Genomic DNA, 15,614 nt, shown 5'->3' on the forward strand with positions numbered 1-15,614 from the left:
GCGATGGGCGAGGCCGTGCATCCCGCCGAACCGATCGAGGGCCGCTGCCTGTGCGGCGCGGTGGGGATCACGCTCGAGAGACCGCAGCGCGGGATCGAGGTTTGCCATTGCACGATGTGCCGGCAATGGACCGGCTCGATCTATGCCGGGATCGAGGGCGAGGACTTCACCGTGACCGGGGGCGAACACGTCACCGCCTACCGATCGAGCAACTGGGCCGAGCGCGCCTTCTGCTCCAGATGCGGTTCGTGCCTGTGGTACAGGTTCCTGCCGACCGGGAATCGCACCTTCCTCGCCGGCCTGTTCGACCTGCCACCGGGTCTTGCGATCAAGCAGCAGATCTTCATCGACGAAAAGCCCGACTGGTTCGACATCGCGCAGGACAGCCCGAAGAAGACCGGAGCGCAGATCATCGCCGAAGCCGAGGCCGCGGGTTTCCATTTCGATTGACGCCGCGATCCGTTGCGGAAGGTGCCTTGAAACAGGCGCGCGGAGCTGACGTTTGGCTAGTGCAGCTTCAATTTCGGCCGCACGATCCGGTTCACCCGCCCGATCAGCATCAGGAAGGTGCCCTTCATCCAGCCGTGGATGCCGAGCAGGTGCAGGCGGTAGAGCGAGGTGTAGATCAGCCGCGCCAGTCGCCCCTCGACCGCGAGGCTCCCGCCGACGAGATTGCCCATCAGGCTGCCCACGGTCGAAAAGCGCGAAAGCGAGATGAGCGAGCCCTTGTCCTGGTAGACGAATTTCTTCAGCGGCCTGCCCTTCTGCATCCGCACGATGTTGTCGAACACCACGTTCGCCATCTGGTGCGCGGCCTGCGCGCGCGGCGGGATCGGGATGGTCGTCCCTTCCGGCGTGAAGGAAGCGCAGTCGCCCAGCGCGAAGATGCTGTCGTCGCTGACCGTCTGGAGCGTGTCCTTCACGAGGATCTGGTGGCGCGGGGTGGTCTCCAGTCCCAGTTGCGAGAGGAAGGGCGCGCCCTTCACCCCGGCGGCCCAGACGATGAGGTCGGCTTCGACCGTGCTTCCGTCCGCGGTTTCCAGCACGCGCGGGCGCGCCTCGACCACCTGCGTGTTCTCGCGCACTTCGACGCCGAGCCGCCCGAGTTCATGCTTCGCCGCCTTGGACAGGCGTTCGGGCAGGGCGGGCAGGATGCGCGGCCCCGCTTCGAGCAGGGTCACGTCGAGCCGGCTCTCGTCGAACACCTCGAGCCCGTAATGGCGCAGTGCGGCGGCGGCGTTGTAGAGTTCGGCCGCGAGTTCGACCCCGGTCGCGCCCGCGCCGACGATGGCGATCTTCACCTGCTCGTTCGCATCCGGGTCTCCCATCATCGCGCGGCTCACCCGCAGGCAGTGGTTGAGCAGCTTGGTGCGGAAACGGTCGGCTTGTTCGCGCGAATCGAGATAGATGCAATGGTCCTTCACCCCCGGCACGCCGAAATCGTTCGAGATCGAGCCGACCGCGATGGCGAGGATGTCGTAACGGATCGAATGGCCCGCGATCAACTCGCTCCCGTCCTCGTCGTAAACGGGGGCAAGATGCACGCGTTTCCTCTCCCGGTCGATCCCCTCGAGGCTGCCCTGGAAGAAGCGGTAGCCCCAACGATAGCAGTGGCCGCGATAGCCGACTTCGTCGAGATTGGCGTCGAGCGAACCGGCCGCGACCTCGTGCAGCAGGGGCTTCCAGATATGCGTGAGGTTCTTGTCGACGAGGATGATGTCGTGATGCTTGCGCCCGAATTTCGCGCCCAGCCGGCGGACCAGTTCGAGCCCGCCCGCGCCGCCGCCGACGACGACGATCTGGGTCTTCTTGCTCGCCGCGTTGACAGCCCCGGTGCGGTGGACGGAGGCGCGCGCAGGCAGGACGATATCCTCGCCTTCCGCCGCATCGCCCGGCGAAGGCTGCCTCGCGGCGTCGTCCAGAATCTCGTGTGTCATCATTCGCCCCAAGGCTCCGCGCATCGCAATGTGCCCGAAAATGATAGGAGCACACGGGCGCAATACAGCAAAACCGGGCGCGGCGAAACGGCGGGCCGGGGGACCGGCGCCGGATCGGAGCTATCGGGCCGCCCTCAGCCCTCGCGCCGCTCCAGCCATTGCTCGAGCCACTTGATCGAATAGTCGCCGTTGAGCACGTCGTCCTGGCGCAGGAGTTCCTGATGGAGCGGGATGTTGGTCTTCACGCCCTCGACGACCATTTCCTCGAGCGCGCGGCGCAGGCGCATGATGCAACCCTCGCGCGTGCGGCCGTAGACGATCAGCTTGGCGATCATGGAATCGTAATAGGGCGGGATCCGGTATCCCGCATACAGCCCCGAATCGACGCGCACGTGCATCCCGCCCGCGGCGTGGTAATAGGTCACGAGTCCGGGCGAGGGGGCGAAGGTGAAGGGGTCCTCCGCGTTGATCCGGCATTCGATCGCATGGCCCTTGAATTCGAGCTCGTCCTGCGTGACCGAAAGCGGCTTTCCGGCGGCGATGCGGATCTGTTCGCGCACGAGATCAACCCCGGTGATCGCCTCGGTCACGGGATGTTCGACCTGCAGGCGGGTGTTCATCTCGATGAAGTAGAACTCACCGTCTTCCCACAGGAATTCGATCGTCCCCGCGCCGCGATAGCCCATGCCGCGCATCGCCTCGGCGCAGATCTCGCCCATCCGCATCCGCTCCTCCTGCGAGATCACGGGGGAAGGCGCTTCCTCGAGCACCTTCTGGTGGCGGCGTTGCAGGGAACAGTCGCGCTCGCCCAGATGGATCGCGTTGCCGTTGCCGTCGCCGAACACCTGGAATTCGATGTGGCGCGGATTGCCGAGATATTTCTCGATATAGACGGTCGCGTCGCCGAAGGCGGCCTTCGCCTCGTTCCCGGCCTGCTGCATCAGGCTTTCGAGCTTGTCCTCGCTCTCGCACACCTTCATGCCGCGCCCGCCGCCGCCGCTTGCAGCCTTGATGATGACGGGATAGCCGATCTCGGCCGCGATCGCCTTGGCTTCGGCCGTCTCGCTCACCGCGCCATCGGAGCCGGGCACCAGCGGCAGGCCCAATTCGCCCGCGGTCTTCTTGGCCTGCACCTTGTCGCCCATGGTGCGGATGTGTTCGGGTTTCGGCCCGATCCAGGCGATGTCGTGCGCCTCTACGATCTCGGCGAACTTGGCGTTTTCGGAGAGGAAGCCGTAACCCGGATGGATCGCGTCGCAGCCGGCGACTTCGGCGGCGGAGATGATGTTGGCGTGGTTGAGATAGCTTTCGGCCGCGGGCGGCGGGCCGATGCACACGGCATGGTCGGCCAGCCGCACGTGCATGGCGTCGGCATCGGCGGTCGAATGCACCGCGACCGTCTCGATCCCCATTTCGTGCGCGGCGCGGTGGATGCGAAGCGCGATTTCGCCGCGATTGGCGATCAGGATGCGGGAAATGCCCATGCCGCGTTACGCGATCACGACGAGCGGCTGGCCGAATTCGACCGGCTGGGCGTTGTCGACCAGCACCGCCTTCACCGTGCCCGAACGATCGGCGGGAATCGGGTTCATGACCTTCATCGCCTCGATGATGAGGAGCGTGTCGCCTTCGGAGACCTTGTCCCCGACCTTGACGAAATTCGCCGCCCTCGGTTCGGGCGCGAGATAGACGGTGCCGACCATCGGGCAGGTCACGGCATCGGCGGTGTCGGCGGGCGCGCCGCCGCTGCCGCCGGGCGCCGGAGCCGCCGGGGCGGGTGCCGGGGCCGGGGCCGGGGCGGGCATCGCCGCGGGCATGGGCGCGGCGACCGGCGCGGCGCTGCGCGCGACCCGGATCTTGCGGTCGTCGTCCTCGACCTCGATTTCGGTCAGGCCCGTCTCGCTCAGCAATTCGGCGAGTTCGCGCACCAGCGCGGTGTCGATGTTCATCCCGGACGTCGATCCGGACCGCGGCTTGTCGTTAGCCATGCTTGCCCCTTGTGTGTTTTGCGGTGTGACTATTGCCGCGAATTGCGGCTGGCAAGTGGCAAAGGTGCGCGTGTTGCAAGCCAGCCGGGGGTGCCGAGCGTCAGATTTCGCCCTTGGCCACCGCTTCGAGGGCGATCCGGTAGCTGTCAGCCCCGTGCCCTTCGACCGTCAGCGCCGCGGCCATGCCGACATAGGAGACGTGGCGGAAGGGCTCGCGCGTGCGGGGGTCGGACAGGTGCACCTCCACCACCGGCGTTGCGATCGCCTTGATCGCGTCGAGCAGCGCGATCGAGGTGTGGGTGTAGGCTCCGGCGTTGAGCAGCACCGCGCGCGCGCCCCCGGCCTGCGCTTCGTGCAGCCAGTCGACCAGCATTCCTTCGTGGTTGGTCTGGCGCATGTCGATCTCCAGCCCGAGTTCGCGCGCCCGGTCCTCCAGCATCCCGGCGATCTCGTCGAGCGTCGTCGAACCGTAGATCTCGGGCTCGCGCAGGCCGAGCAGGTTGAGGTTGGGACCGTTGAGGACGAGGACGAGGTTGCTCATGCGCCGCTGTTAGCGCGCGCCGCGCGGTCGGGGAAGGGGCGGGTCGCCGCATTCCCGGGGCGGGTCGTCCGAGCGGCCTGCACCGCCGGAACCGGCGCTCTCCCGGGCGATTGCGAAACCAGGAATGATGAACGAGGAAACGAAACTCGAACCTCCCGGCGAGGGACGCTCGCCCGCGCTGCCGGGGATCGGGCCGGCGGGTGCGCGCATCCTCGAGGAGGGCGAGACCTGCTGGCGCAAGGTCCATGCGGACCGCGTCGCCTTCATCGTCGATGCCGCGGGCTATTTCGCCGCCGCCAAGGACGCGATCCTGAAGGCCGAGCGCTGCGTCTACCTGATCGGCTGGGAATTCGACCTCGACATCCGCCTGCGGCCCGACCTCGACGATCCCCGCATTCCCGACCGCCTGCGACGCTTTCTCGAATTCGCGGTGAAGGAGCGGCCCGACCTCGAGATATTCATCCTGCAATGGGGCGGGGCGATGCTGTTCGATATCGCGCGCCAGTTCGGCTCATGGCTCTCGCTCAAGGCGACCGCGGATTCGCGGGTCCATTTCCGGCTCGACAACGAGCATCCGACGGGGGCCTGCCACCACCAGAAGATCGTCGTGATCGACGACCGGCTCGCCTTTTGCGGGGGGATCGACATGACCTCGGGCCGCTGGGACACGCCCGAACATCTCGGGCACGACTGCCGCCGCACGGATAATGGCAAGACCCCGATACCCTGGCACGACATGACGCTCGCCGTTGACGGCGAGGCGGCGCGAGCCCTCGGCGAGCTGGCGCGCTGGCGCTGGAAGGTCGCGACCGGCAAGGACCTTCCCGTGCCTGAAAGCAGCGGCGACGTCTGGCCCGAAAGGCTCGAAGCCGACCTCACCGATGCGCTCGCCGGCATAGCGCTGAGCGCTCCGGAATATGGCGGCGAACCCGCGATCGACCATGTCGGCAAGCTGTGGTGCCGCGCGATCGCGGCGGCGCGGCGGGCGATCTACATCGAGAACCAGTTCCTCTCTTCTGGCGCAATCGCCGATGCCCTCAAGGCGAAGCTGGAGGAGCCGGACGGGCCGGAGATCGTCATCATCCTGCCGTGCCAGGCGGAAACCTGGCTCGAAAGCGAGGCGATGGATACCCGCCGCACCCTGATCGTCGAGGAGCTGCGCCGGGGGGATCGCGAGGGCCGGCTGGGCGTCTACTATCCGGTCAACCGGCAGGGCCGCCCCATTTACGTCCATGCCAAGCTGCTCATCGTCGACGACGAATTCGTGCGGGTCGGCTCGTCCAACATGGCGAGCCGCTCCTTCGTCAGCGACAGCGAATGCGATCTTGCCTTCGAGGCGGCCGACCAGCCGGACCTGCGGAGCTTTCTGGCGGACCTCCGGACCCGCCTTCTCGCCGAACATCTCGGGATCGAACGCGACCGGTTCGCGGCCGGCGTGGAGGGCAACGAGGGCCGGATCCTCCCGGCGATCGAACAGGTGCGCGCGACGGAGGGCCATACGCTCAGGGTGCTCGAGACCCGCCGCCTCGACGATGCCGAGGTCGCGCTCGCCAAAAGCCAGCTGTTCGATCCCGAGGAAGCGATGCTCCCGGGTGCGCGGCTCGCCGGGTTCGCGGGGCGGCTCGTCAAGCGCAAGCGTTTCGCCGTGACCGTCGGGAGCCTTGCAGCGGCCGGTCTTGCGCTCCTGCTGAAGCGGCGCTGAGCGCGCCCGGCCCGGAAACTATTTCCGGCGCTGCGAAAATCGCCGCGCGCAATCGGACCGGAAAATCGCCCTAGCGGTCGACCCCCTTGACCTTGCCCCACTGCCGCGCGGCCGTGTAGCCGAGGTAGCCGGTGCCGAAAAGCGCGTAGAGCGGTTCGGGAAGCCCCGCGAGATAGGCGTTCATGCCCGCGGCGATGTCGCGCGCGGCGGCGGGATCGAAGGCGGAAAGCACGCCCATCGGGATCGCGGTGAGCAGCAGGACATACATCACGTAAAGAAAGCTCGGCCGCGCGCGGCTCGTCCAGGGATCGGCCGAATTCGCTTCGGCCACGATCGCCTGCAGCCGCGCCTCGATCAGCTTCATTTCCTGCGTTCCCTCGAGCCTGAGCAGCTCGAGCTTGGCGCGGGCGCGCGCTTCCTTGTCGGGGATGACCTTGTCGATGATCGAACTGATGGGACCGATGAGGCTTTCGAGAATGCCCATGTGACGCGCTCCGCCGGTTGCCGAATCGCGCCGGAGCTAACCTAATTGGTAAGCGTAGGAAAATAAAACCAGCCTATCAGTCCCCTTCCGCCTCCGCCAGCAGGCGCTGCGCGAGCGCGAGGTGCGGGCGGTCCAGCATCGCGCCGTCGAGCGCCACGGTCCCCGCTCCGGGATTGTCGGCGAACGCCTGCACCACCGCGCGGGCATGGTCGATTTCCTCGGGCGAGGGGGTGAAGGCGGCGTTGACGGGATCGACCTGTGCCGGGTGGATCGCGAGCATTCCGCGGAAACCCTGCGCGCGTACGGCCCGCGCGCGCGCTTCGAGCGCGGCGGTGTCGCGGAACTCGGGCTGCACCGTCTCGATCGGGGCCACTCCGGCAGCGACTGCACCCAGCAGGCACAGGCTGCGTGCCATTTCATAGGTGTGCGCGTATTCGCCGTCGGGCCGGCGCTGCTGGCGCGCGCCGAGCTCGCTCGACAGGTCCTCCGCCCCCCAGCTCAGCGCGACCAGCCGTTCGCGACCGGGATAGTCGCCGGCGTAATCGCCGGTGCGGAACATCGCCGCCGCGGTTTCGGTGACGAGCGCGGCGATCAGGGTCGAGCCCGGCGCGATGTCGTTCGCGGTTTCCAGCGCGGTGAGATAGTGGTGCAGCTGCGTCACGTGATGCCGCCCTTCCGCCTTGGGCAGGAACACGCCGCCGGGCCGCGCGGGAAGGATCGCGGCGAGGTCGCGCACCGCCTCGGGACCGGCAAGCGGGTTTATCCGCACCCAGACGCGCTCGCGGTTCCCGGCTTCGTAGAGCGTTTCGGCCACGGCGCTGCGCGCGGCGGGCTTGTTTTCGGGCGTGACCGAATCCTCGAGATCGAGGAGCGCGATGTCGGCTGCCGATGCGATCGCCTTGGCCATCTTCTTCGTGCTGTCGCCCGGCGCGAACAGCCAGCTTCGCATTCGCAGTGTTGGCGGAAGCGGGGGCGGGGACGGGGGCGCTGCGGTCATCGGTTTCTCCTCGCCCGCCCGGTTAGGCCGCGGCCCGTCCCCGTGCAAGCGCCCCCGGCCCGTGCAGGCGTCAGAAAGAGCCTTCGACCTCGAAGGTGAAGATCGTCCCGAAGCGCCGCTCGCGCGTTTCGGAGAAGGCGACCAGCCCCGCGGCGCGATCGGTGAAGACGGTACGCGCAAAGCGGTTCTTCCGGTCGATCAGGTTCGCGAAATTGGCGCGCAGCGTCAGGCCGCGCACGTCCTTGTTTTCCAGGAAAGCGGAGACGAAGCCGAAGCTCTGCGTGGCGAGCGCCACCTCGTCGAGCCGCACCAGGGGCGCGTTGTCCTCCCAGTTGGCCGAGCCGCCGACCGCCCATTCGCCGCCGGCGAAATCGTGGCGGATGTCGGCGCTGAGATCGACGATGTCGTTGCCGCTGAGTTCGCGCGGAGTGCCCAGCAGCGGGTCGACCAGCGAGGATCCGAGCAGGGAAAAGCCGACATCGAGCCGCGTGCCCTGCCAGCCGATCGGGTCGGACAGCAGCGTGAGATCGCCGTCGATGCCGTAGAGCTCGGCAGAAGGCAGGTTGCCCGGACCCTGCCCGCCGCCCGGCAGGGGGACGAGATCGACGATGTCCGAGATGTCCTCGTAGAACGGGCGCAGGTTGAGCGAGCCCAGCGTGCCGAGAGCGAGATTCGCCTCCAGTTCGAAGACCCAGCTCTGCGGCGGCACGAGCCGGGCGTTGCTCGCGTTTTCGCGGTCCTGATCGAGATCGACCGTGGCGATGAAGTCGAAGAAGCTGAGCTGCCCGACCGACCGTTCGATCCGGCCCGACAGGTTGAGCCGCGGCAGGGCCCTCCAGTCGAGCGCGGCGAAGCCCTTGGGCCGGTAGAAGCTGCGCGTGAGCCCGAGCGCCCCGCTCTGGCGCAGCTGCGAATATTCCGCCCCGCCAGAAGCCTGGAACTGCAGCCCGGCCGCGAGCGCGCGGCTGTAGGTCAGGCCGAGGTCGGCGCGGTCCTCCTCGACCCGCGCATTGGCGCCGGGCAGGGGAACGGGGACGAGGTCTCCGTCCGCCGCGCGCTGTTCGAGGGCGGAGGTGATCTCGAGGAAATTCCGCACGCCCTCGGCCGCCACCAGCAGGTCCCCGCCGAGCGCGCCGAAGGCGTATTCGGCGCGCGCGATGGTCTCGCCCTCGTCGGCGTCGCGGGTGAAGACGCTTTCCTCCGCCGGAGCGCCGTCGGCGAATTGCGTCCGCTGGATCGCGAAGGTCGGGCTGTCCTCGTAGCGGTGGTAGCCGATCAGCTTGAGCCGCCCGGGGCCGAGCGCGAACTGGTAGTCCGCGCCCAGTTCGAAATTGAATTCGTCCTCGCCCGTCTCGAAGACCCGCGTCCGGTCGACCGGGGAAATCGCCCCGGAACGCTGGGAAATCTCGCTCTCGCGGCGGATGAAGCCGTTCACCTCGCCGGTGAGGTTGAGCACGTTGCCGCCCTCGGCGATGTGGGTCCAAGAACCCGACAGGCCGAAGGCGTCGAGATTCTCGTTACGGACTTCCTCGCGCCGGTCGATCAGCGCACCCGCTCCGTCGAAGACGAGCTCCGGCCCCTCGTCCCCGAGCCGGTTCGAATTGTTCTCGAGCGAGAGCGTCCATTCGTCCTTGTCCCCGCCGCCCGCGATCGCGATCGAGCCGTCGAGGAGACGCGCGGGCGTGCCGAAGCTGCGGAACTGGGGGGAATACCGGAACTGGCCCGATATCCCGCCCGAAGAGCGCGTGACGACGTTGAGGACCTGGCCGGTCAGCCCGCCGACATCGAGGCTCGCCCCGTCGACCAGCTCGAGCCGGAGGACCTCGTCGGTGGGGATGCGCGATAGGGCATCGACCGGCCCGTTCGACTTGCCCGAAATGCGCCGCCCGTTGACGAGGACATTGGTGTCGGCTGCGCCGAGCCCACGTGCGCCGCCGCCCTGGCGGATCGAGAAGCCGGGCACCTGCCGCGCCATGTCGAGCGCGCTGCGCGGGGCGAAGCGGGCGAAATCCTCGGGCGTGAAGCTGCGCCGCGTGCGCGGGCTATCGGCGGCGGCGGCGGTTTCTGCCCCGGCGGCGACGGGATCGACCGCCTCGGCCGGCTCGCTCTCGCCCTTCGTGTCCTGCGCGGCGGCAGGAACCGCGCCCAGGACGAGCACGAGCGCGAAAAGCGGGAGGCGACCAATCGCCGGAGCAGGCAAGGTATTGAACGCAGACATGAAATCGTCTTGCGGGCCTTTGCAACAAACGCGAACCGACAATCGACGAATGATCCACTGGTCGGGACGACTGGATTCGAACCAGCGACCCCCACACCCCCAGTGTGATGCGCTACCAGACTGCGCTACGTCCCGGACCGAGTGGAGGCGCGCGCTATAGGGCGGGCGTCCCGTGCTGGCAAGCCGGTTTGCGGAAAGGCATCCGGAACGGCGACCCGGCCACGATCCGAGGGGCGATCCGGCGCGACCCCGGGGACCCCGGGGGCAAGCCGATTGCCGGGCGCTTGCTTTGCTGCTAACCGCGCCCACCTATGACGGCGGCGAGCCGTGGCCGATGCCCGACCGGGCGGGCGGCCGGCTCGGATCGCCGGGATCAACGACCACATTCTGACGGGTTCAAAGACCATGATTGACATTCTCGCCGCGGGCGCTGGGGCTGCCGGAGCGCCGCCGGCATGGATCAACCTCCTGCCGATCGTCGGCATGGTCCTCATCTTCTGGTTCCTCATCATCCGCCCGCAGATGAAGCGGCAGAAGGAACACCAGGAAAAGATCGGCAGCCTGAAGAAGGGCGACCAGGTCGTCACCGCCGGCGGGCTCGTCGGCAAGGTCGTCAAGGTCGACGACACCTATGCCGAACTGGAACTCGCGCAAGGGGTGCGGGTGAAGGCGGTCAAGTCCACGATCGGCGACATCATCCCGCCCGGCGGCAGCGCCGCGAACGACTGATCCGCACCGGGTTCGCGCCCGCGCCCGACGACACGAACACCAAGGCAACACCAGGCGGCCATGCTCGATTTCCCACTCTGGAAGAAACTCATGCTGTGGGGGATCACCCTCGCGGCGGTGATCGCGGCCCTGCCGTCGCTCGTCAATTCGGCCGGGGGCGACTGGCCCGATCAGCTGCCCGATCCGATGGTCAATCTCGGCCTCGATCTCGCGGGGGGTTCGCACCTCCTGCTCGAGGCGGAAGCCGAGGAAATCCGTTCGCAGCAACTCGAGAACATGGAAGAGACGGTCCGCCGCGAGATGCGGAATGCGAGCCCTCGTATCCGCATCGGCGACATCTCCACCGCGGGGGGCGAGCTGTCCTTCATCCTGTCCGACCCGGCCGACATCGACCGGGCGCGGGGCCTGCTCGAACCCTTCATCATGGGCGACGGGCTGACCCGCGAGTGGGACCTCGAAGTGGTCGACACGCAGCGCATGGTGCTCACCCCCACCGAGACCGGGATAGCGACCCGCGTCGACGAGGCGATGGAAAGCGCGACCGAGGTCGTGCGCCGCCGCATCGACGATCTCGGCACGCGCGAGCCGACCATCATCCGGCAGGGCGATACCCGCATCGTGGTGCAGGTCCCCGGGCTCGAGGATCCCGACGCGCTCAAGGAACTGCTGGGCCAGACCGCGCAGCTCGAATTCAAGCTGGTCGACAAGGACGCCCTGCCCAGCAACGTGCAGGCCGGCATCGCGCCCCCGGGCAGCCAGATCGTGCCCTATGCCCCCGGCAGCGGCCTGGAGGGCCAGTTCGAGGCGGTCGAGCGATTGGGGGGGATCCGCGGCGACAGCCTCACCAACGCGCAGGCCGGCGTCGATCCGCAGACGAACGAGAACGTCGTCGACATCACCTTCGACGCGCAAGGAGGCGCGCGCTTCGCCAAGCTGTCGACCGAGAACGTCGGTGAGCGGTTCGCGATCATCCTCGACGGCGAGGTCATTTCCGCGCCCTATTTCCGCGAGCGCATCCTCGGCGGGCGGGCGCAGATCTCGGGCAGTTTCACCGCCGAAAGCGCCAACAACCTCGCCATTTCGCTGCGTTCGGGTGCCTTGCCCGTGCCGCTGACGGTGATCGAGGAGCGCACGGTCGGTCCCGATCTCGGCGCGGATTCGATCCGGCGCGGGATGATCGCGATGCTGATCGGCAGTCTTGCCGTCATCGCTCTGATGATCGCGACCTATGGCCGCTTCGGCGTCTATGCGACGATCGCGCTGGTCTTCAACGTCGCGATGCTGCTCGGCATCATGGCGATCCTCAACACGACGCTGACCCTGCCGGGCATCGCCGGTTTCGTGCTCACCATCGGCGCGGCGGTCGATGCCAACGTGCTCATCAACGAACGCATCCGCGAGGAACGCAAGCGCGGGCGCAAGGTCGTCACCGCGATCGAGACCGGCTACAAGGAGGCGAGCCGCGCGATCTACGACGCGAACATCACCAATTTCATCTCGGCCGTGCTGCTCGGCCTGTTCGGCTCGGGGCCGATCCGCGGGTTCGCCGTGGTGCTGATCCTCGGCCTGTTCACTTCGGTCTTCACCGCCCTGCCGCTGACCCGCATGTGGGTCGCGGGCTGGCTGCGGAAGCACCGCCCGGCCGACATCAACATCTGAGCGAGGGACGCGTAGCATGAAACTCCTGAAACTCGTTCCGGACGGCACGAACATCAAGTTCCTCAAATGGCGTATGCCGGTTTTCGTCACCAGCCTGGTGCTGATCGCGGCGAGCTGGGCGCTGGTCTTCGTCAACGGGCTCAATCTCGGGGTCGATTTCGCCGGCGGGCAGGAAATCCAGGCGACCTTCACCGAAAGCGCCGAGGCCCCGGTCCCCGAACTGCGCACGAGCCTCGCCGCGATAGAGGGAGTCGGCGATCCGATCGTCCAGCGCTTCGGCGAAGCGAACCAGGTCTCGATCCGGGTCAAGCTTCCGCCCGAGGCCGAGGGCGACCCCGCTTTCGCGGACGAGCTGGCCAAGCGCATCACCGCCGCGCTCGAGGCGGGTTATGACGACATCCAGATCGACGCGGTGAATTCGGTTTCGGGCAAGGTCTCGGGCGAATTCCGGCAGGACGCGATCCTCGCGCTGCTCGCAGCGATGGCGGCGGTCGCGCTCTACATCTGGATCCGGTTCGAATGGCAGTTCGGTGCGGGTGCGCTGTTCGCATTGTTCCACGATGTCTCGCTGACGCTGGGCCTGTTCGCGCTGTTCCAGCTCGAATTCAGCCTGCAGATCATCGCCGCGATCCTCGCCATCATCGGCTATTCGCTGAACGACACGATCGTGGTGTTCGACCGCATCCGCGAGAACCTCAAGAAATTCCGCAAGATGCAGATCGTCGAGGTGCTCGACCTGTCGATGAACGAGACGCTCGCCCGCACCGTCATGACCTCGCTCACGCTGCTCGTCGCGCTGCTGCCGCTGCTGGTGTTCGGCCCGGCGAGCCTGTTCGGACTTGTCGCGGCGATCACCTTCGGCCTGTTCGTCGGGACCTTTTCGAGCGTCTATCTCGCCTCGCCGATCCTGATCTGGCTGGGGGTGGATTCGAACAGCTTTGTCCCGCGGGAGAGCGAGGCCGACCGGCAGGAACGCATCGCACGCGGGGAAGCCTGAACGGGGCCTACCCCGCGACCAGCCGCGCGTAATGCTCCGCCAGCCGGGCGGCGTTCTCCTCCCAGCTGAAACCCTCGACCAGCGCCGCCACCGCCTGGCGCGGCGGGGGATCGTTCAGCACGGCGTTGATCCCGGCGGCGACCGCCTTCGGATCGCGGGCCACCAGCCGGCCGGCCATCGGGCCGGTGATAACCTCGCGCGCCCCGCCGACGTCGCAGGTCACCACCGCCGTCCCGCAGGCCAGCGCCTCTACCCAGGCATTGGCGAGGCCCTCGTTCGAACTCGGCAGCACCATCGCGTCCGCGGCCGACAGCATCAGCGGCAGCACGTCATGGTCGAACAGGCCGACGAAATGCACCCGGTCGGCCAGCCCCAGCGCGTGCGCCTGCCCCTTCAGCTGCGCCTCCTGTTCGCCCCGGCCGACCAGCACCAGGTGCGCGCCCGGCACCTCGGTCAGCGCGTCGAGCACGATGTGCTGGCCCTTGCGTTCGATCAGCGCGCCGACGCAGACGAGCAGCGGCGCGTGGTCGGGCATGGGAATGCCGAGCTCCGCGCCCAGCTGGCACCGCAGGCGGGTATGCGCGAGGGGGCGGAACCGGTCCCGGTCGAGGCCGGTGTAATGGACCGTGATCTTGTCGCGCTCCATCCCGATGAGCGCCATCTCCCGCTTCAGCGCCTCGCTCACCGCGAGCAGCCCGTCCGCCTGCCGCGCGGCGCGGAGCATCTGTTCGCGGGCGTAGTCGATGCCGCCCCAATAGGTGATGTCCCCCCCGCGCGCCTTGATCGAAAGCGGCCGGTCGAGCCTGCGCGCGATGCGGGCGGCAGCGGGGCCGTCGGGGAAGAAGAACTGCGCGTCGACAAGATCGACCGGATGCTCCGCGTGGATCCGCTCCACTACCGGCAGCGCCGCGCGGGCGATCGCCGCCCCGTTGCGGCGCCCGCCGATTTTGGGAATGAGGGTGAAGCGCGGGCGGTGGACGGTGATGCCGCCTTCCGTTGCGATCTCCTCGATCCCGGACAGTTCGCGGTAGCGGCCGAGCGCGATGGGCGGCAGGCCGATCGGGTTGATGACGGTGACGCGCCAGTCGCCGCGTTTCGCCAGCGCCTCGAGCGAGCGCGCGACGAAGGTCCCGAAACGCGGCGCGACCGGGTTGGGCCAGAGCGTGCTGATCGAAAGGACGTGCCTCATCGCCGCCCGCTCACAATTCGCGCACCAGCATGGCGGCGAGCCCGATCCAGGGCGGATTGTCGACCACCACCTGTTTCTGCCCGGCCCCCGGGGGCAGCAGGCCGATCCTCGTTCCTTGCCGGTCGATCAGCCGGCCGAAGGCCAGCCGCCCGCCCGGTCGCGGCACGAGGCAGTCGCGGTTCAGTGCCTTGCCCGCGTCCCCGGGTTCGATCCGGCGCAGCCAGAGCCGGTCGCCGGGGCGATATTCCCCGACGCTCGCGGTGACCTCAAGCACGCTGAGCGGCCCCGCCGCCCCGCCATTCGCCAGTTCGGTCGGCAACAGCGCCTCGCGCGGGGCGCGCAGCGCCTCGGCGCCGCCGGGGCCGAGCTGCGCGACGACCCGCGGTGCCTCGCTGTCCTCGGAGCGCACCAGGCTTTCCGGATCGACCTCGAGCGCCCGGGCGATGCGGTCCATCCACCTGAGCGAGAGGTTCCGCATCCCCGTTTCGAGCCGGCCGATCGTCTGCGCCGTCGTCGGCGGGTCGCAGGCCTCGGCCAGCTCCGCCAGCGTCAGCCCCTTGGCCTTGCGGATATCGCGTATTCGGTTGATCAAGTACACCCGCTCCCGATGCCGTCGTTTCACCAGATCGGTTTGTTCTTTCCTACACGCTTTCCTCTTTGGCAAGCCCTGTCGTCCCGCAGGACAGGAGATCTCGGCCATGAAGCGCATCCTCGTGGAACGCGAACTGACGAATGAAGGCCCGCGCCGCAGCGGCGATGCGCGGGGCAAGCGGCGCACGGTCACGGTCAACCTCGCCGAATCCCCGCTCGCCTGGCTCCACGCGCGCGGCCATCTCGACGACCGGTTGTTCGATGCGGGCGAAGCCTTGCGAAACGATTACGAGCGCGCGCAGCTCGCGCCCGGCGTTACGATGCGCTGGGACCCGGTGCGGGCGAAGACCACGGGCGAAAGAGGGCTCACCCCGACCGAGCGGCAGGTCGCCGCGAAGCAGCGCTTCGACGGGGCGATCCGGCACGCGGGCAAGGGGCTGGAGGACATCCTCTGGCGCGTCGTCTGCGCGGGCGAGGCGCTGCCTACCGCGGAAAAGGCGCTCGGCTGGCCGGCGCGCAGCGGCAAGCTGGTGCTGCGGATCGCGCTCGAACGGGTGGCGGAGTTCTACCGCATCCGCTGAC

Annotated in this window: 15 protein-coding genes and 1 tRNA gene; 6 read left to right on the plus strand and 10 right to left on the minus strand. The window is 68.1% G+C overall.

The window, feature by feature from the left end:
- The first annotated feature begins 3 nt into the window (after window positions 1-3).
- Window positions 4-450 carry a GFA family protein gene (locus BLU08_RS01355; RefSeq protein ID WP_090194332.1) on the plus strand — a complete coding sequence of 149 codons (447 nt, stop codon included), beginning with the start codon at window positions 4-6 and terminating at the stop codon, window positions 448-450.
- Window positions 451-506: 56 nt separating this feature from the next.
- Here the strand turns inward: BLU08_RS01355 and BLU08_RS01360 are convergent, their stop codons facing one another.
- The 4 genes from BLU08_RS01360 to BLU08_RS01375 all read right to left on the minus strand — a co-directional run bounded on the left by BLU08_RS01360 (window position 507) and on the right by BLU08_RS01375 (window position 4,466).
- The gene (locus BLU08_RS01360; RefSeq protein WP_233996040.1) at window positions 507-1,940 is read right to left on the minus strand and encodes an NAD(P)/FAD-dependent oxidoreductase; all 1,434 of its coding nucleotides are present in this window, start codon (window positions 1,938-1,940) and stop codon (window positions 507-509) included.
- 131 nt (window positions 1,941-2,071) lie between these two features.
- A complete protein-coding gene (gene accC, locus BLU08_RS01365) occupies window positions 2,072-3,421 on the minus strand; it encodes an acetyl-CoA carboxylase biotin carboxylase subunit (protein ID WP_090194334.1) in 1,350 nt (449 codons plus the stop codon).
- 6 nt (window positions 3,422-3,427) lie between these two features.
- Window positions 3,428-3,925, minus strand: a complete 498-nt coding sequence (gene accB / locus BLU08_RS01370; RefSeq protein WP_233996041.1) for an acetyl-CoA carboxylase biotin carboxyl carrier protein — start codon at window positions 3,923-3,925, stop codon at window positions 3,428-3,430.
- Window positions 3,926-4,025: 100 nt separating this feature from the next.
- Window positions 4,026-4,466 carry a type II 3-dehydroquinate dehydratase gene (locus BLU08_RS01375; RefSeq protein WP_090194339.1) on the minus strand — a complete coding sequence of 147 codons (441 nt, stop codon included), beginning with the start codon at window positions 4,464-4,466 and terminating at the stop codon, window positions 4,026-4,028.
- A 124-nt stretch (window positions 4,467-4,590) separates the two neighbouring features.
- On the opposite strand from BLU08_RS01375, the gene BLU08_RS01380 reads away from it, so the two are divergent.
- Entirely contained in the window at window positions 4,591-6,168 is a 1,578-nt protein-coding gene (locus BLU08_RS01380) for a phospholipase D-like domain-containing protein (protein WP_090194341.1), read from the plus strand.
- A 70-nt stretch (window positions 6,169-6,238) separates the two neighbouring features.
- Here BLU08_RS01380 and BLU08_RS01385 read toward each other — a convergent pair whose 3' ends face one another.
- The 4 genes from BLU08_RS01385 to BLU08_RS01400 form a co-directional block, all read right to left on the minus strand.
- A complete protein-coding gene (locus BLU08_RS01385; protein ID WP_090194343.1) occupies window positions 6,239-6,652 on the minus strand; it encodes a holin family protein in 414 nt (137 codons plus the stop codon).
- A 76-nt stretch (window positions 6,653-6,728) separates the two neighbouring features.
- Window positions 6,729-7,601 carry a CoA ester lyase gene (locus BLU08_RS01390; protein WP_090194345.1) on the minus strand — a complete coding sequence of 291 codons (873 nt, stop codon included), beginning with the start codon at window positions 7,599-7,601 and terminating at the stop codon, window positions 6,729-6,731.
- A gap of 118 nt (window positions 7,602-7,719) precedes the next feature.
- Window positions 7,720-9,867, minus strand: a complete 2,148-nt coding sequence (locus BLU08_RS01395) for a TonB-dependent siderophore receptor (RefSeq protein ID WP_090194347.1) — start codon at window positions 9,865-9,867, stop codon at window positions 7,720-7,722.
- 58 nt (window positions 9,868-9,925) lie between these two features.
- Window positions 9,926-10,002, minus strand: a tRNA-Pro gene (locus BLU08_RS01400).
- Window positions 10,003-10,272: 270 nt separating this feature from the next.
- Between BLU08_RS01400 and yajC the strand changes: the two genes are divergently transcribed.
- The 3 genes from yajC to secF are packed head-to-tail and all read left to right on the plus strand — an operon-like array spanning window position 10,273 to window position 13,252.
- Entirely contained in the window at window positions 10,273-10,596 is a 324-nt protein-coding gene (yajC, locus tag BLU08_RS01405) for a preprotein translocase subunit YajC (RefSeq protein ID WP_090200857.1), read from the plus strand.
- A gap of 60 nt (window positions 10,597-10,656) precedes the next feature.
- On the plus strand, window positions 10,657-12,255 hold the full coding sequence (secD, locus tag BLU08_RS01410) for a protein translocase subunit SecD (protein ID WP_090194349.1): 1,599 nt from the start codon (window positions 10,657-10,659) through the stop codon (window positions 12,253-12,255).
- 16 nt (window positions 12,256-12,271) lie between these two features.
- Window positions 12,272-13,252 (plus strand): protein translocase subunit SecF, encoded by a 981-nt coding sequence (secF, locus tag BLU08_RS01415; RefSeq protein WP_090194352.1) that lies wholly within the window; start codon window positions 12,272-12,274, stop codon window positions 13,250-13,252.
- A gap of 7 nt (window positions 13,253-13,259) precedes the next feature.
- On the opposite strand, the gene BLU08_RS01420 is transcribed toward secF, so the two are convergent.
- Both BLU08_RS01420 and BLU08_RS01425 read right to left on the minus strand, forming a co-directional pair.
- A complete protein-coding gene (locus tag BLU08_RS01420; protein ID WP_090194354.1) occupies window positions 13,260-14,441 on the minus strand; it encodes a glycosyltransferase in 1,182 nt (393 codons plus the stop codon).
- A gap of 10 nt (window positions 14,442-14,451) precedes the next feature.
- Complete coding sequence (locus BLU08_RS01425; RefSeq protein ID WP_090194357.1) at window positions 14,452-15,033, minus strand: helix-turn-helix domain-containing protein; 582 nt, start codon at window positions 15,031-15,033, stop codon at window positions 14,452-14,454.
- Between the two features lie 106 nt (window positions 15,034-15,139).
- On the opposite strand from BLU08_RS01425, the gene BLU08_RS01430 reads away from it, so the two are divergent.
- Entirely contained in the window at window positions 15,140-15,613 is a 474-nt protein-coding gene (locus tag BLU08_RS01430; RefSeq protein WP_090194360.1) for a DUF6456 domain-containing protein, read from the plus strand.
- Window position 15,614 lies beyond the last annotated feature (1 nt).

The organism is Erythrobacter sp. HL-111 (assembly GCF_900105095.1).
Lineage (GTDB): Bacteria > Pseudomonadota > Alphaproteobacteria > Sphingomonadales > Sphingomonadaceae > Erythrobacter.

Coding starts and splice junctions, on each gene's coding strand:
- BLU08_RS01360 (WP_233996040.1), bottom strand. CDS start 1,940: ATGATGACACACGAGATTCTGGACGACGCCGCGAGGCAGCCTTCGCCG.
- yajC (WP_090200857.1), top strand. CDS start 10,273: ATGATTGACATTCTCGCCGCGGGCGCTGGGGCTGCCGGAGCGCCGCCG.
- BLU08_RS01385 (WP_090194343.1), bottom strand. CDS start 6,652: ATGGGCATTCTCGAAAGCCTCATCGGTCCCATCAGTTCGATCATCGAC.
- secD (WP_090194349.1), top strand. CDS start 10,657: ATGCTCGATTTCCCACTCTGGAAGAAACTCATGCTGTGGGGGATCACC.
- BLU08_RS01390 (WP_090194345.1), bottom strand. CDS start 7,601: ATGCGAAGCTGGCTGTTCGCGCCGGGCGACAGCACGAAGAAGATGGCC.
- BLU08_RS01355 (WP_090194332.1), top strand. CDS start 4: ATGGGCGAGGCCGTGCATCCCGCCGAACCGATCGAGGGCCGCTGCCTG.
- BLU08_RS01420 (WP_090194354.1), bottom strand. CDS start 14,441: ATGAGGCACGTCCTTTCGATCAGCACGCTCTGGCCCAACCCGGTCGCG.
- secF (WP_090194352.1), top strand. CDS start 12,272: ATGAAACTCCTGAAACTCGTTCCGGACGGCACGAACATCAAGTTCCTC.
- BLU08_RS01430 (WP_090194360.1), top strand. CDS start 15,140: ATGAAGCGCATCCTCGTGGAACGCGAACTGACGAATGAAGGCCCGCGC.
- accB (WP_233996041.1), bottom strand. CDS start 3,925: ATGGCTAACGACAAGCCGCGGTCCGGATCGACGTCCGGGATGAACATC.
- BLU08_RS01375 (WP_090194339.1), bottom strand. CDS start 4,466: ATGAGCAACCTCGTCCTCGTCCTCAACGGTCCCAACCTCAACCTGCTC.
- BLU08_RS01380 (WP_090194341.1), top strand. CDS start 4,591: ATGATGAACGAGGAAACGAAACTCGAACCTCCCGGCGAGGGACGCTCG.
- BLU08_RS01395 (WP_090194347.1), bottom strand. CDS start 9,867: ATGTCTGCGTTCAATACCTTGCCTGCTCCGGCGATTGGTCGCCTCCCG.
- accC (WP_090194334.1), bottom strand. CDS start 3,421: ATGGGCATTTCCCGCATCCTGATCGCCAATCGCGGCGAAATCGCGCTT.